Source organism: Flavobacterium hiemivividum, from assembly GCF_004349145.1.
Lineage (GTDB): Bacteria > Bacteroidota > Bacteroidia > Flavobacteriales > Flavobacteriaceae > Flavobacterium > Flavobacterium hiemivividum.
The window spans coordinates 635,267-650,712 of sequence record NZ_SMFO01000001.1 but is presented as its reverse complement, the minus strand read 5'-3'; the positions used below and the strand labels follow the sequence as shown (position 1 = coordinate 650,712).

At 34.7% G+C, this 15,446-nt stretch carries 11 protein-coding genes; 7 read left to right on the top strand and 4 right to left on the bottom strand.

The annotated features are described in order from the left end of the window. Positions 1-212: 212 nt before the first annotated feature. The 4 genes from E0F98_RS02905 (at position 213) to E0F98_RS02890 (ending at position 4,354) form a co-directional block, all read left to right on the top strand. The gene (locus E0F98_RS02905; protein ID WP_132109001.1) at positions 213-1,025 is read left to right on the top strand and encodes a LytR/AlgR family response regulator transcription factor; all 813 of its coding nucleotides are present in this window, start codon (positions 213-215) and stop codon (positions 1,023-1,025) included. Between the two features lie 181 nt (positions 1,026-1,206). Further along, on the top strand, positions 1,207-1,500 hold the full coding sequence (locus E0F98_RS02900) for a 3-oxoacyl-ACP reductase (protein WP_132108999.1): 294 nt from the start codon (positions 1,207-1,209) through the stop codon (positions 1,498-1,500). A 272-nt stretch (positions 1,501-1,772) separates the two neighbouring features. After that, complete coding sequence (locus tag E0F98_RS02895; RefSeq protein ID WP_243699188.1) at positions 1,773-3,659, top strand: tetratricopeptide repeat-containing sensor histidine kinase; 1,887 nt, start codon at positions 1,773-1,775, stop codon at positions 3,657-3,659. 2 nt (positions 3,660-3,661) lie between these two features. Then, the gene (locus E0F98_RS02890; protein ID WP_132108997.1) at positions 3,662-4,354 is read left to right on the top strand and encodes a response regulator; all 693 of its coding nucleotides are present in this window, start codon (positions 3,662-3,664) and stop codon (positions 4,352-4,354) included. Positions 4,355-4,412: 58 nt separating this feature from the next. On the opposite strand, the gene thiL is transcribed toward E0F98_RS02890, so the two are convergent. Continuing rightward, positions 4,413-5,459, bottom strand: coding sequence for a thiamine-phosphate kinase (gene thiL / locus E0F98_RS02885; protein ID WP_132108996.1), 1,047 nt, complete (start codon positions 5,457-5,459; stop codon positions 4,413-4,415). Between the two features lie 170 nt (positions 5,460-5,629). Between thiL and E0F98_RS02880 the strand changes: the two genes are divergently transcribed. Beyond that, positions 5,630-6,562: a 1-phosphofructokinase family hexose kinase gene (locus E0F98_RS02880; RefSeq protein ID WP_132108994.1), complete on the top strand. Its 933-nt coding sequence runs from the start codon at positions 5,630-5,632 to the stop codon at positions 6,560-6,562. A 143-nt stretch (positions 6,563-6,705) separates the two neighbouring features. Here the strand turns inward: E0F98_RS02880 and lepA are convergent, their stop codons facing one another. After that, the gene (lepA, locus tag E0F98_RS02875; protein WP_132109340.1) at positions 6,706-8,502 is read right to left on the bottom strand and encodes a translation elongation factor 4; all 1,797 of its coding nucleotides are present in this window, start codon (positions 8,500-8,502) and stop codon (positions 6,706-6,708) included. 254 nt (positions 8,503-8,756) lie between these two features. Here lepA and dusB point away from each other — a divergent pair, with 254 nt between their 5' ends. Continuing rightward, positions 8,757-9,749 (top strand): tRNA dihydrouridine synthase DusB, encoded by a 993-nt coding sequence (dusB, locus tag E0F98_RS02870; protein WP_132108992.1) that lies wholly within the window; start codon positions 8,757-8,759, stop codon positions 9,747-9,749. A gap of 97 nt (positions 9,750-9,846) precedes the next feature. On the opposite strand, the gene E0F98_RS02865 is transcribed toward dusB, so the two are convergent. Together E0F98_RS02865 and rbfA are read right to left on the bottom strand one after the other, a co-directional pair. Further along, complete coding sequence (locus E0F98_RS02865) at positions 9,847-11,046, bottom strand: ABC transporter permease (RefSeq protein WP_132108990.1); 1,200 nt, start codon at positions 11,044-11,046, stop codon at positions 9,847-9,849. Position 11,047: 1 nt separating this feature from the next. Further along, entirely contained in the window at positions 11,048-11,440 is a 393-nt protein-coding gene (rbfA, locus tag E0F98_RS02860) for a 30S ribosome-binding factor RbfA (RefSeq protein WP_132108988.1), read from the bottom strand. A gap of 280 nt (positions 11,441-11,720) precedes the next feature. Here rbfA and E0F98_RS02855 point away from each other — a divergent pair, with 280 nt between their 5' ends. Further along, the gene (locus tag E0F98_RS02855; RefSeq protein ID WP_132109339.1) at positions 11,721-15,434 is read left to right on the top strand and encodes a UvrD-helicase domain-containing protein; all 3,714 of its coding nucleotides are present in this window, start codon (positions 11,721-11,723) and stop codon (positions 15,432-15,434) included. The last annotated feature ends 12 nt before the right edge of the window (positions 15,435-15,446 follow it).

Sequence of the window (15,446 nt, the reverse complement as noted above, 5' to 3'; positions counted from 1 at the left end):
TTTCGTCTTAATCTATGAACATTTATTAACAACATATTAACAACTTTCTTAAATACTCAATGAAACATGTATTTTTATTTTGTTAAATAAGGGTAAAAAGTTGATTTTTATTTAATTAGTTTCCCAAAACTACCATAGATTTTATTTTTTTTGAAGTGAAAGCTGCAATAAACATTTAATTAATATGCCTAACAATTTAGGAACAGCTATAAATGAACTATTCGTACATTATTATTGACGACAATCAAGAAAGTGTTTTGAAAACAAAAGCCATGGCTGATAGTTTTTCGGAACTTGACTTTATAGCTTCGGCAAATAATTATGATGAAGGTCTAAACCTTATATTAGAGCACCATCCGAAATTGATTTTTCTTGAAATCGATCCTTCCGATAAAAAAAGCAATCTATCATTGATGCTTATTAATGAGTTGCACCGGTATCTTAAAGTAATTCCCAAAATAATTATTACCACTTCAAAAAAAGATTTGGCTTACGAATCAATTCAATATGGCGTAACCGATTATATTTTGAAGCCTTTGGCGCGTATTGATTTTATAAAGACAATCTTAAAATTGAATAAATCGAATGCTGACGCTACAGTTGTTGTAGAGGAAACTGCCGTTCATGATGAGAAGCCCACGATTATAGTGCAACATGAAGCGCCAGCACTAAAGGAGCCATTGGTATTGTGTATAAAATCGTACGGTGATCACAGATATATCGATGCAAGAGATATATGTTATTTGCAAGCTGATAATAATTCTACTGATATTCATCTTAATGGAGGAGAAATGATTACTGCTTTCAAGACCTTGAAACATTTTGAAGGAGTCTTGTCTTATCCTTTTGTAAGGATTCATAATAGTTATATTGTTAACTCGCGTTACATTTCTAGGATTCATACTGGAAATGCAGTATGTTATATTAAAAACACGACGGCGAAAATTCCTTTTTCTAAGTCATATAAGGCTAATATTGACCTTATAATTTCAGAAATTTCTAACGGAAACTATTTAGAAATTTAAAAAACGTCCATTCACCAAGATTTGGGTATCATCCACAACCAAACGATAGCGTTCTACCATTTAAGCTTTTTTTTGTAAGAAAAAGCGAAAGCTCCTGTGTACTTTTACATCGTAATGACAGCGAAATCAAGTCGTTATGTAAATGTAAAAACAAAAACAACAACATAAAAAATCCCAAATTATGAAAAAATCAATCTTAACAATCGGACTATTCTCTTTAGTAATGATCTTAACTTCTTTCACTACACCAACTTCTAATGATATAATTGGACAAGGATCTGCAGGAGGAAATATGAAATTAGATATAATTGGACAAGGCTCTGCAGGTGGAAACATGAAACTAGATATAATTGGACAAGGTTCAGCAGGTGGAAATATGAAGTTGGATATAATTGGACAAGGTTCTGCTGGAGGAAATATGAAACTGGATATAATTGGACAAGGATCTGCAGGTGGAAACATGAAACTAGACTGATTGTTTTTAAATAAAAGGTAAGTAATGCATAGGCTATCAATTATTTGATAGCCTTTTTTTATGTTAATAGTTTTATTTTGTTATTTTTGATAAAATTAGAAGCTAAGCTATTGAAAAATCATCGTTTTATACAGTTACTTTTTTTTATCTTTTTATTTTTTGGCTGTGCTAAAAAGGAAAAGGAAAAGAATTTTTTAAATACCACTAAAGATAGTCTCTCTATCTATTTTTCTTTGGCAAATGACTTGAACTACAATATAGAAGATAGACAAATGTTTAATAAGAAAGCTTTTAATGTTGTTGTAGATCAGGAAAACGATTCTCTTAATAGAGTAAACCTTTTTAGGGTAGCTAATAGGTATTATAATATAAACAATTGGAACGACTATATTAAAACGGTTTTGCTTGTTTTGGAGAAATCTGAGAATGCCAGGGACACAATAAATATTGGAAAAGCCAATAGCTATTTGGGAGATTATTATAGCTCACAAATGGTTTCCGACAGTGCTTTTCAATTCTATAGTACTGCGGAAAAGATATATGACAAATTAGGGGATAATATTAATCTAGGGAAAACTCTAATAAACAAAGCTACTTTACAATTCAAGGCTGGAGATTTTTATGGGGCTGACAACACTATTATTAAAGCATTACGAAAAATTAGGAAGGAAAAGCAGGTAAATAGTATAATGTATGACGCTTATAATCTTCAAGGATTGATTTCAAACGAACTTGGGGACTTTGAAAATGCAATTTCTTACAATAATAAGGCTTTGTCAGTCATTGATGACAATTTGATACCTGAACAATTTCAGTCAAGAGCTACTTCCTATAATAATATTGGATATCTTTATTTAAGTTCAAAGAAATATCAGCAGGCAAAGGAATATTTTTTAATGGGATTAAAGCAAAACAATTTGAAGACGCAAAAGCCTTCGCTTTATGTTTTATTATTAGATAATATAGCATATGCTAAATTCAAACTCAATGAAACAAGTGATCTTCCAGATTTGTTTTTCCAGTCTCTTAAATTTAAAGATAGTCTAAAAATAACTAATGGAGTATTTGTTAATAAAATCCATTTATCAGAGTATTTTGCTTCACAACAAGACACTTTAAATGCATTAAAATATTCAAATGAAGCCTTGTTTTTAGCTAAGTCAACTAATGTTTCTAGAGATGTTTTAGTGGCCTTAAAGCAATTGTCAATTATACAGCCCAAAAATGCGGCAGTTTATAATAAGGAATACATTCAAATTAATGAAAACTTACAGAAGGCAGAACGAAGTATGGGTGATAAATTCTCGCGTATAGAGTATGAAACTGATCAAATAAAGAGTCAAAACTCTAGTCTAGAGGTTCAAAACAGGAATTTAGTATATGCCTTTAGTTTAATAACGATCTTAGGTTTGTTTTTGTATATCATTAAAGCCCAGAAAAATAAAAACAGGGTGCTTTTATACAAGCAGCAACAACAAAAAGCAAATGAGGATATCTATAATCTAATGATAACTCAACAAAACACCATAGAAACCAATCGAGTTGAAGAGAAGAAAAGGGTAGCCCAAGAACTGCACGATGGCGTTTTAGGGAGAATGTTTGGTGTTCGGATGAATTTAGATAGCTTAAATAAATATCAGGACGAAGTGGCTGTCAATCAAAGAAGTGGGTATTTATCCGAGTTAAAGAATATAGAACAAGACATTCGTGAAATTTCGCATGATTTAAATAGAGAGAAGTCGGAATTAATTAATAACTTCGTTGCTATTGTCGACAATCTTTTTGAGGAACAAAGAAAAACCTTCCAGTCTAAATTGATTTCAAGTATTGATAGTACAATAAAATGGGAGCTGCTGGAGAATGCTGTCAAAATCAATTTGTACCGAATCATACAGGAATCACTTCAGAATATTAATAAATATGCTCAAGCGAATACTATTAAAGTCGAATTAAAAAAGAATGAGGGAAATCTAGTTCTCGTGATCAGTGACGACGGAATCGGGTTTAATGCAAAAGTAAAAAAGAAAGGAATCGGGATTCAGAATATGCGCTCTCGAACTAAAGAATGTAATGGTGAATTTCATATTAAATCAAAAAAAGGAGAAGGTACAAGTAGTACCGTTATCATCCCAATAGAACAAAAACTAATACCTACATAGAAATGACAACTGAATCGGCTGCCCCAACGACGATAAAAAGTAATATACTAATTGTGGATGATCACCCTTTTATTATACAGGGTTATAAAAATGCAATTACAAGATACAATCCAAGCGAGCATGAATTTTTTATCGCAGAAGCAAAGGATTGTGAATCGGCATATCATGTTATTACAAATCCAGATTCTGTAGTTTTTGATATTGCGTTTTTAGATATCAGTATGCCGCCTTATGAAGATAAGGGGATTTACTCAGGCGAAGATTTGGCAAAATTAATTTTAGAATTTATGCCAAATTGCAAAATTATCTTGCTTACCATGTTCACTGAGTTTTTGAAGATTAAAACGATTATTAAGAATATTAATCCAAATGGATTAGTTATAAAAAATGATTTGACCTTTGATGAACTATTATTTGCTTTTGATAAGGTGATGAAAAATGAAACTTATTACAGTGAGTCAGTTATTAAAATGTTAGAATCACAAGAGCACAGTATCGAAATTGACCTGTTTGACAAGCAAATTTTATTTCATTTATCCAAAGGGACGAAGTCGAAAGATATAACACAATTTATTCCCATATCGCTGAATGCAATCGAAGTTCGAAAGTTAAAACTTAAGGAATTATTGAAAGTAATTGATGGGAGTGATATTGAATTGGTGCGTGAGGCAAGAAATATAGGATTGTTATTTTAACAGTTCAAATTGATAAAAAACGGCATTTATAAATTTATAAATGCCGTTTTTTTTATTTTTACTCAGTCATTGGGTCCCAACCGCGTGCTTTTAATGGGATTTTTGTATCCGCACGAGTGATAAGATGTATTCCTTCGCTTTCCTGTGTCATGTGTCCAATAATTGAAAAGTTAGGGTTTCCCTTTATTTTATCAAAATCTTCCATGGCTATAGTGAAAAGCAATTCATAATCTTCACCACCATTTATTGCTACCGTTGTAGAATCAATGTTGAATTCCTCACATACATTTATCAACTGTGGATCCAGTGGTAATTTATCTTCATACAAATTACAACCTACATTGGACTGCTTGCATAAATGCATGATTTCAGACGATAGTCCATCCGAAATATCAATCATTGAAGTTGGTTTGATCTCTAAAGCGTGCAGTAAAGTACGAACGTCTTTTCGAGCCTCCGGTTTCAGTTGGCGCTCTATCAAATAAGTATAAGCATCTAAATCAGGTTGTGAATTCGGGTTTACCTGAAATACTTGTTTCTCACGCTCTAAAACTTGCAATCCCATATATGCAGCTCCAATATCACCAGTAACTACTAGTAAATCGGTTTGTTTGGCGCCATTTCGATAAACAATCTCTTCTTCATCAGCTTCTCCAATTACGGTTATGCTAATGATTAAACCTTTTTGTGAAGAAGTAGTATCGCCACCAATAACATCTACTTTATATTCATTAGAAGCATGTGTAATTCCGGCAAATAATTCATCTAATGCTTCGAGCGGGAAACGATTTGAAACTGCGATTGAAACTGTGATTTGTGTGGCTTTTGCATTCATCGCGCAAATATCAGAGATATTTGTAGTCACTGCTTTGTAGCCTAAATGCTTCAGTGGCATGTAAGCCAAATCAAAGTGGACGCCTTCAACTAATATGTCTGTAGAAATTACGACTTTCTTATCTTTAAAATCAAGCACTGCGGCGTCATCCCCAATTCCTTTTAAAGTTGAAGGTTGGATGATTTCGAAGTTTTTTGTTAGGTGATCAATCAATGCGAATTCTCCTAATTGAGCAATACTAGTACGTTGCGGTGTTTTATCTTCAATCATATTTTTAAATTTGTTTTTCTGTATAGAATTATAAAGCGCTACAGGATTGCAAAGGTACAAAGGTTTTGTCTAATTAATTCTGGATTCATCATCTGAAAGGATGTTGTTAGATGGCGATATGGGAGATTTAATTTTTTTTTCGCATCTTTAGAGTAATAAACACAAGCAAAATGAAATCATTTGACATTGTCACGCTAACAGTTAGTCCTGCTTTAGACAAAAGTGCACACTTCTCGGGGTTAATTCCTGAGCAAAAAATTCGCTGTCAAACACCTTTGTTTGATGCGGGCGGAGGAGGGATTAATGTTTCTAAAGCAATCTCAAGATTAGGAGGGAGTTCGCTGGCTGTAATGACTGCCGGAGGTTCAACAGGTGAAATGTTAAAAGGACTTTTGGAAGCAGAGTCCATATCATTTAAGTCAGTAGAAACTCAAAGTTGGACTCGGGAAAATTTCGTTGCAGTCGATGACAATACTAATTCTCAGTTTCGTTTTGTTTTTCCTGCTCCACCCGTTACAAATTTCGAAAAAGATAAAATTATTGCAACAATTCAACAATTAAGTTTTAAGTATTTAGTGCTAAGTGGTGGGTTGAGTGAGGGCTTGCCGACAGATTTTTATAGAGAAATCGCTGAAATGTCGAAAAAGTCAAATTCAAAAATTATTATAGACACTAGCGGGGAACCGTTAAAAAAAGCATTGGAAACAGGTGTTTATATGATTAAGCCTAATGTTGGTGAATTGGCAAAACTAATTGGAGTGGAACGCTTAGAAATGGAGGAAGTTAATGAAGCTGCAAAAGAAATAATTAGAAAAGGTGGTGCCGAAATTGTGGTTGTTTCCCTTGGACCCCAAGGTGCGGTATTAGTTACCAAAGATTCCTACGACTATGTTCCTGCTCCAAATGTTGTAAAGAAAAGTACCGTTGGTGCTGGAGATAGCATGGTGGGTGGAATGGTATGGGCGTTATCTCAAAATAAAAGCCTGAAAGAAGTAATTCGCTGGGGAGTAGCCTGTGGTTCGGCGGCAACGATGAATGAAGGAACTCGGTTATTTAAATTAGAAGATGCTAAAAGGCTGTATGAGTGGTTGAAGGATAAGTGAAATTAGCCACGCAAGTTTAACCGAATTGGCAAAGTAACTCCCGGACAGGAATATAATTAGATAAGCAAAAAAAAACCTGACAATTTTTACATCGTCAGGTTTCCTCTTTATTATATTCTCTTTTTTCTTTATTCTAAAAAGATCTAGTCATTTAATTTCAAAACAGCCATAAAAGCTTCTTGCGGAATTTCAACATTACCAACAAGTCTCATACGTTTTTTTCCTTTTTTCTGTTTTTCTAATAATTTACGTTTACGAGAAATATCCCCACCGTAACATTTGGCAGTAACGTCTTTACGTAAGGCTTTTATCGTTTCACGCGAAATAACTTTCACACCAATCGCCGCTTGAACTGGAATATCAAATTGTTGACGTGGAATTAACTCTTTCAATTTCTCACACATCTTTTTACCAATTGAATAAGCATTGTCAGTATGCATCAAGGAAGACAAAGCATCAACAATTGTTGCATTTAATAAAATATCCACTTTAACCAAATTAGAAGTTCGCATTCCAATTGGTGTATAATCAAACGAAGCATATCCTTTAGATACTGTTTTTAATCGGTCGTAGAAATCAAATACAATCTCAGCCAAAGGCATGTCAAAAGTCAATTCTACACGCTCTGTAGTCAAATAGGTTTGATTAGTAATTAAGCCTCTTTTTTCGATACATAAACTCATTACATTCCCTACATAATCAGCTTTGGTGATGATCGTAGCTTTAATAAATGGCTCTTCAACATGGTCTAGACGGGAAGGCTCTGGCAAGTCGGAAGGGTTGTTTACTATAAGTGGCGTTGTAGGATCTTTTTTGGTGTAAGCATAGTAGGAAACGTTGGGAACAGTAGTAATAACCGTCATGTTGAACTCTCTTTCAAGACGTTCTTGTATAATTTCCATGTGTAGCATTCCTAGGAACCCACAACGGAAACCAAATCCTAAAGCTGCCGAACTTTCCGGTAAAAAAACAAGAGAAGCATCGTTCAACTGTAGTTTTTCCATAGAGTTTCTCAACTCTTCATAATCTTCGGTGTCTACAGGATAAATTCCTGCAAAAACCATTGGTTTCACATCTTCAAAACCAGTAATTATATTTGTAGTTGGTGTTTTTGCATCGGTCAATGTATCACCTACTTTTACTTCTTTAGCTTCCTTGATTCCAGAAATTAAATAACCAACATCACCAGCCGAAATAACTTGTTTCGGAACTTGGTTCAGTTTTAATGTTCCAATTTCGTCAGCAAAATATTCGTTTCCAGTAGCCATAAATTTAATTTTCTGACCTTTTTTTATTTGCCCGTTTTTTATACGGAAAATAACTTCAATTCCACGAAACGGATTGTAGTGAGAATCGAAAATCAAAGCTTGTAGTGGCTCATCCACATTTCCTGATGGAGGAGGTATTTTTTCGATAATAGCTGCTAGAATATTTTCGACACCAAAACCAGTTTTACCTGAAGCATGAATAATATCTTCTAATTTACAACCTAGTAAATCAATAATATCATCACTTACTTCCTCAGGATTAGCGCTTGGTAAATCCACTTTATTCAAAACCGGAATAATTTCTAAGTCATTTTCTAAAGCTAAATATAGATTTGATATTGTTTGTGCTTGAATGCTTTGTGCAGCGTCCACAATCAATAGTGCACCTTCGCAGGCAGCAATAGATCGGGAAACTTCATATGAGAAATCCACGTGACCAGGAGTGTCTATTAAATTCAGAATATATTCTTCTCCTTTATAGGTATATTCCATTTGAATCGCGTGACTTTTAATCGTGATTCCGCGTTCGCGTTCCAAGTCCATGTTGTCCAGTAACTGCGCTTTTTCTTGGCGCGCTGTAACGGTTTGCGTAGCACCAAGTAAACGGTCAGCAAGCGTACTTTTACCGTGGTCTATATGTGCAATAATGCAAAAATTCCTTATTTTTTTCATCTTATCCATCTGTCAATTTTATTTTTGGCTTAGCCTGATTTAAAATCAAGACTTGTTCGCCAAGCCGAACTGGTTTTTTTACCGCAAGCCTTTATGCAATCGGCTAAGCTGCGACTATTAAGCTGCAAAGATAGTTTAAATTCAACAGTTTCAAAGTCCCAAATAGCAAACTAATGAGTTAAGTAGTAAGTCTTTCATCGTTGCTATTTCATGCTTTGATCAAAAAAGCGTAATTTTGCACAAAATTTAAGCAGATGATTAAGATTGGCAACATAGAATTACCGGATTTCCCTTTACTTCTCGCTCCTATGGAGGACGTGAGCGATCCGCCTTTTCGTAGGTTGTGTAAGATGCACGGTGCTGATATGATGTACTCAGAATTTATTTCTTCCGAAGGACTAATTCGTGACGCCATCAAAAGTCGCATGAAATTAGATATTTTCGATTATGAAAGACCTGTTGGAATTCAAATTTTTGGAGGTGACGAAGAAGCGATGGCTTTGTCTTCAAAAATCGTTTCTACTGTAAATCCAGATATTATAGATATTAACTATGGTTGTCCAGTAAAAAAAGTGGTTTGCAAAGGAGCTGGTGCTGGAGTCTTAAAAGATGTTGATTTGATGATTCGCTTAACTAAAGCCGTTATAGACAGTACTCATTTACCGGTAACCGTAAAAACTCGTTTGGGTTGGGATGATAATTCTATTAACATTGATGAGGTGGCTGAGCGTCTTCAAGATATTGGAGTTGCTGCTTTGAGTATTCATGCAAGAACGCGTGCCCAAATGTATAAAGGGCATTCGGACTGGTCACACATTGCCCGAGTAAAAAACAACCCGAGAATTACAATGCCTATCTTTGGTAACGGAGACATTGACAGTCCAGAAAAAGCATTACAATATAAAAATGAATACGGTATCGATGGAATCATGATTGGTCGTGCCGCAATTGGTTATCCTTGGATTTTTAACGAAATCAAACATTATTTCAATACCGGAGAACATTTAGCAAAGCCGACGGTTGTTGATAGAGTAGAAGCAGTTCGAAATCATCTAACTTGGGCAATGGATTGGAAAGGAGAGAGATTAGGAATTGTAGAAACTAGACCTCACTATACGAATTATTTTAAAGGAATTCATTCTTTTAAACCGTTCAAACAAAAACTAGTAACCTTAGATCGTCCCGAAGAATTATTTGCTGCTTTGAATGAAATCGAAGAAGCATATGCAGGATATGAAGTTGTTTAAAATTTTGTTTACCACAAATTTACAAATTATCTTTTTTGGCATTTAAAAAGACAGAGAATTTAAAAGAGAATGAAATTTGCGAGTTAGCGGTGAAAACCTACTCTAACAACTTCTTACTCACTCGACTACTTGCAATCAGCGAAGCGATAAATCCAAGAGTTACAATTGTTCCCATAACAATCAATACGTTTTCGAGTGTGAAAACAACTGGATAAGCCAGTGTAGGTGTAATCATAACCAATTGAAAATGCTGTTGTAAAAGGACAATTGCAATTCCTAAAACTAAACCAATAATTCCGCCAAAGACACTTAGTAGAGTTCCTTGAAGTAAAAAGATTTTACGTAGATCCTTGATTTCTGTTCCCAAATTAAAAAGTGTTTTTAGGTTTCCTTTTTTGTCGAGAATCATCATAATCAGTGCGCCAATAAGATTGAAAAGCGCCACTACAATAACCAAAGTAAAAATTAAATACACAGCGATATTCTCTGTATTCAACATTTTATACAAGGCTTCGTTGAGTTGTGCCCTATTTTTTACCGTGATTTTATTGTTGAAGATGGTCTGTAGTTTCTCGATGATTGCTGCTTCATCAGCTCCAGCTTTTTCCTTAATCTCAATTCCCGAAATCTGATTGGTTTTGTATTCCAATAATTCTTGGGCCAGACCCAAATCTGCAAAAACGTATTTAGAGTCGAGATCGTCACTTATGGAATAAATGCCTACGGGAAAAACATCGGTTTTATTAAAAGCTTGCGCGGGATTTGTAATGGCTCCTCTTCCTGGTTTAGGAACTAATACTTCCAGTTGTTTATTAAAATCCAGTAATCCCATGGAGAATTTCTGAGCAATTCCATAACCTACAACAACCTGATAAGTATCAGGCTCAATCCACTGGCCGTTGTACAATGTTTTTTTAATGTCGTTTACTTTACTAAAGTTGGTGTCAACTCCTTTCAAGTACGTTACGACTTGCTTGTCATTAAAAACAAACAATACTCGTTCTTCTATAATTTTACTATAAGAAGCTATGCCTTCAATTTTATTTATTTGCTCTTCTTGTGATGGAGAAACGAGAAATGATTTTCCTAAAGTGCTGCTTATTTTTAGATCGGGGTCAATGTCGTTTGTGAATGAAAGACTAAACACTTTCAAGCCGCTAAAAACAGATAACACCACAAACAAAGCCATGGCGCCAACAATTATTCCCAAACTCGCAATGCGATTGATGATATTTATGGCATTGTTTTTACTGTTACTTAGAATGTAACGTTTGGCGATGTAAAGGGGGAAATTCAAATTATATCAGCTTGCGTTTTTCTAAAAGATCTCTGTTTTCAATAGGATTATCTCTATTAGCTAAAGCATTGTCAATTTTTTCAATGTAGTCTAAAGAGTCATCAATAAAGAAAACCAAATTTGGCACTTTTCTCAATTGCAAACGTACTCTTTGTGATAAATCGTGTTTTATTGTTTTCGAATTTGACTTAACAGCCTCTAAAATCTCTTTTGCTTTTTCCTGAGGAAAAACACTTAAATGAACCGTCGCTACAGATAAATCTGAAGTAACGACAACCTTGGATACCGAAATAATTAAGTTACTTACTCCGTTTTTTCTCACTTCACCTTGTAGGATATCAACCAAATCTTTTTGGATCACCCCACCTATTTTTTTCTGTCTATTTGTTTCCATAGTGCAAAAATACTACTTTTAAACATTAAACAAACAATTTTTAAAAGCAACCTAGTAATAGTTCTGTTTTTAGGAGCTTTTTCCTGCTATTCGTTGCAATCTTTTTCTAAATATTCCTGATTTAGAAAAAGGATTTTCACTTCTATCAGGGCTAGTTCTATACGTCATAGACATAGAGGATAATGTAGGAAAATGATATCGTCAAATAAAAAAATAAAAAATTCAAGCTAATTTGGAACATAATATAAATCCAGTTTCGAGTACTAACGAGTCGGTAAAGGTGCAGAGACCATCCTTCGCTATATATGATGCATCCGCAGGTTCCGGTAAAACCTATGCGCTTGTAAAAGAATATCTGAAGATCATTTTAGTGGCTCCTAAAAATGATGCTTATCGCAACATTCTCGCCATTACGTTTACCAATAAAGCGGTACACGAAATGAAAAGCCGTATTGTGGGAAGTTTATCTGAATTTGCTAAAGACGAACCTTCGAAAAAAGCAGCCGATTTGATGCATGATTTGGCTAAAGATACAGCGTTATCGATTATCCAGATCAAAACCAAATCACAACAAATCATCAAGCATATTATTCATAACTATGCTGCTTTTGATATTTCGACCATTGATAAATTTACTCATAAAGTGATTCGTGCTTTTGCTCATGATTTAAAGTTGCCTATGACTTTTGAAGTAACCTTAGATACAGAGAATTTATTAATTGAAGCGGTTGATGCCATCATCGCGCAAGCTGGGGAAGACGAAACGCTGACTAAGTTGCTTATCGATTTCACCATGGAGAAAACGGATGATGATAAATCCTGGGATATTTCGCGTGAGATTTTGGACACGGGACGCTTAGTACTCAATGAAAACCACCGAAGTGAAATCACTCATTTTCACGACAAATCCATTGCTGATTTTGTCGAGATCAAAAAGAAATTAATTGAGTCTTGCAAAGTTTTAGAAAAAGACAACGCCGAATTTGCTCAAGCCGCATTAACACTTATAGAAAATAACGGAATAGACTTGAAGTCGTTTTCTAGAGGGACATTCCCGAATCACCTAATTAGTATTCGAGACGGAAAATACAATCCGAAAAACAAAACCTTTCACGAGGTTGATGATATTGCAATTAATAAAACGGCTAGAGATCGCGCAATAATCGAAAATATAATTCCAGAGTTGATTCAGATTTTGGGAACGATTTATAAGAATTTCGAAAAAAGAGATTTCTACAAAGCCTTTCTTAGAAACATTACGCCGTTATCATTACTGAATACGGTCAGCAATGAATTAGCCAAAATTCAGGAAGAGCAAAATGTACTTTCCATTTCTGAATTTAATGCAATTATACATCGGGAGATTCAAAATCAGCCGGCACCTTTTATATATGAACGATTAGGGGAACGCTATCGTCACTTTTTTATTGACGAATTTCAGGATACCTCAGAGATGCAATGGCAAAATTTAATTCCGTTAATTGATAATGCGCTTGCCGGTCAGGACGATTATGGAGAGAAAGGAACGTTGATGATTGTGGGCGATCCCAAACAATCCATTTACCGCTGGCGTGGAGGTAAAGCAGAGCAGTTTATCGAGCTAAGCAAAGACAATAATCCTTTCTCTAATCCGGAAAAGAAGTTGGAACATTTAGATAAAAACTATCGTTCTTATTCGCAGGTGATTGAGTTTAACAATGAATTTTTCAAACTGTTGTCATCAGAGTTTGAACATCCTGACTACAAAGATTTATATGAAAATCACAGCCATCAGAAAACCAATGATAAAACTGGCGGCTACGTTAATATTTCCTTTATCCCAAAGGTCGAAACGACAGAAGAGGACGAAGAAGCTTTGGATAAAACAGAGTTGTTTGTTTTGGCGACTTTGAATACGATTCAAAAAGTAGTTCGAGAAGGATTTGAATACAAAGACATTGTGATTTTGACTCGTAAAAGAAGCCAAGGTATTGCAATTGCTAACTATTTGACAGAACAGAATATTCCGCTTTTGTCTTCAGAAACGTTGATGATTCAGAACGCGACCGAAGTCAGGCTGATTATTCATCTTTTAAAATACCTTAAAAACAATGCCGATTTAGAGGCGAAAGCCCATTTTCTACATTATATCGCTGAAAACATTCAAGATCAGTTGCCGGTTCATGATTTCATTGCAAAAGGAATGGAGCAAAAACTAGAAGCCGATTTTGAGAAATGGCTCATGAGTTATGATATTTCACTATCCTTTCAAAACATTCGAAAAAAATCATTGTATGAAGCGGTAGAAGTGATAGTTGCAAAATTTATCCTCCCCCCAGTCCCCTCTGAAGGAGGGGGAGACGTTGTTGATATTGGGAACGTTAAAGACTTAGATAATGTAGATGGAAATACTAGGTCTATCTCGGGTAAAAAAGGGTTTGTGACTGGTGGGAATAATTCTCATCTTTTAATAGAAAAAGCAATTGCACATAGAAAAGAACCTACGGTTGCTGAGAAAATACTTTGGAATGAACTCAAAGAGCAGTCTTTGGGCAGCAAATTCAGGCAGCAACATTTGATAGATAATTATATAGTTGATTTTGTTTGTTTGTCAAAAAAACTAATCGTTGAGGTTGATGGCGAATATCATTTATCTGAGGAGCAAATTTTATTAGATCAAAACCGAACAAATGTTTTAAATGATTTAGGATATAAAGTAATCCGTTTTCGTAATGAAGAAGTAGTACGTTCAATTTCAAAAGTTTTAGAAGCCATTAGAAACGTACTGGAAGAGCAGCAACAAACTGTAGAATTGAATAATGAAAAATTATTCAATTTGGCTAATAAATCAAAAGACAACGTAATCAACCAGTCTCCCTCCCCTTCGGGGAGGGCTGGGGTGGGGAATGCTTATGTGCAATATTTCCTAGACATTGTTCTCGAACGAGATGTACGAAACCAGGCAGGAATTGCAGACTTCCTTAATTTTTGGGATAAAAATGCGGAGAAACTCAGTATCCCGTTACCTGAAGGGAATAATGCGGTTCGCATTATGACGATACATAAATCCAAAGGATTAGAATTTCCCGTGGTAATCATGCCTTTCGCCGAAGAAGATTACAGTCGAAAGCCTAAGGATAAGTTATGGCTTGACGGTGAAGAAATGGATTTTGGTCTGCCAAAGGTGTTGGTAGACAACAGTAGTGCGGTAGAAGGTTTTGGTGTTGAAGCAAAAGCGGTCTATGATCAAAAGAAACAAGAGGAATTATTGGATAATGTAAATGTGTTATATGTGGCATTAACTCGAGCGGAGGAACAACTTTATGTCATTTCGAATATGAATTTGTCAAGTAAAGGAGAAGTTCCCAAAAACAACATGTGTACTTTTTTTATTAATTATTTAGTGAGTAAAGGAGTTTTTGACGAAAATAAATTGGACTATGATTTTGGAAGTACTATAAAATTATCAAACAAGGCGAAGCATATTGATACTTCAAAAGCAATTCGTGTGGTTGATGAAATCTTAAATCCAAAAAATATTAAAATAGCGCAACGGGAGGCTTTGATGTGGGGGACACATCAGCAGGAGTCTATAGAATACGGGAATGTAGTTCATGAAATTCTATCTTTTGTAAAAACTAAAAAGGACGTTGATCTGGCGGTTACTAAATCCATTGAAAGTGGATTGATTACTTTTGCACAAAAGGAATTGGTGCAAAAGACAATTCAAGACATTGTAAATCATGCAGCTTTGGAATCATTTTTTTCTGAAAAACATACGGTGTTAAATGAACAAACCATAATTCAAAAAGAAGGGAAAACGATAAAGCCAGATAGAATGGTTGTCACTAAAGACAAGGAAGTTTTTTTATTGGATTATAAAACAGGAGTTCATAATGCAAAATATCAAAAGCAAATAGAAGACTATCAGTCGGCAATAGAATTAATGGGATACAAAGTGGTAAAAAAAGCACTTATCTATATTGGAAAAGAAATTGATGTGGTAGATTTGTAATCGAAAAATAGA

What these genes read in the sequence shown, in the direction of transcription:
- E0F98_RS02905 (WP_132109001.1), top strand. Translation starts at nt 213, where the DNA reads ATGAACTATTCGTACATTATTATTGACGACAATCAAGAAAGTGTTTTG.
- E0F98_RS02900 (WP_132108999.1), top strand. Translation starts at nt 1,207, where the DNA reads ATGAAAAAATCAATCTTAACAATCGGACTATTCTCTTTAGTAATGATC.
- E0F98_RS02895 (WP_243699188.1), top strand. Translation starts at nt 1,773, where the DNA reads ATGTTTAATAAGAAAGCTTTTAATGTTGTTGTAGATCAGGAAAACGAT.
- E0F98_RS02890 (WP_132108997.1), top strand. Translation starts at nt 3,662, where the DNA reads ATGACAACTGAATCGGCTGCCCCAACGACGATAAAAAGTAATATACTA.
- thiL (WP_132108996.1), bottom strand. Translation starts at nt 5,459, where the DNA reads ATGATTGAAGATAAAACACCGCAACGTACTAGTATTGCTCAATTAGGA.
- E0F98_RS02880 (WP_132108994.1), top strand. Translation starts at nt 5,630, where the DNA reads ATGAAATCATTTGACATTGTCACGCTAACAGTTAGTCCTGCTTTAGAC.
- lepA (WP_132109340.1), bottom strand. Translation starts at nt 8,502, where the DNA reads ATGAAAAAAATAAGGAATTTTTGCATTATTGCACATATAGACCACGGT.
- dusB (WP_132108992.1), top strand. Translation starts at nt 8,757, where the DNA reads ATGATTAAGATTGGCAACATAGAATTACCGGATTTCCCTTTACTTCTC.
- rbfA (WP_132108988.1), bottom strand. Translation starts at nt 11,440, where the DNA reads ATGGAAACAAATAGACAGAAAAAAATAGGTGGGGTGATCCAAAAAGAT.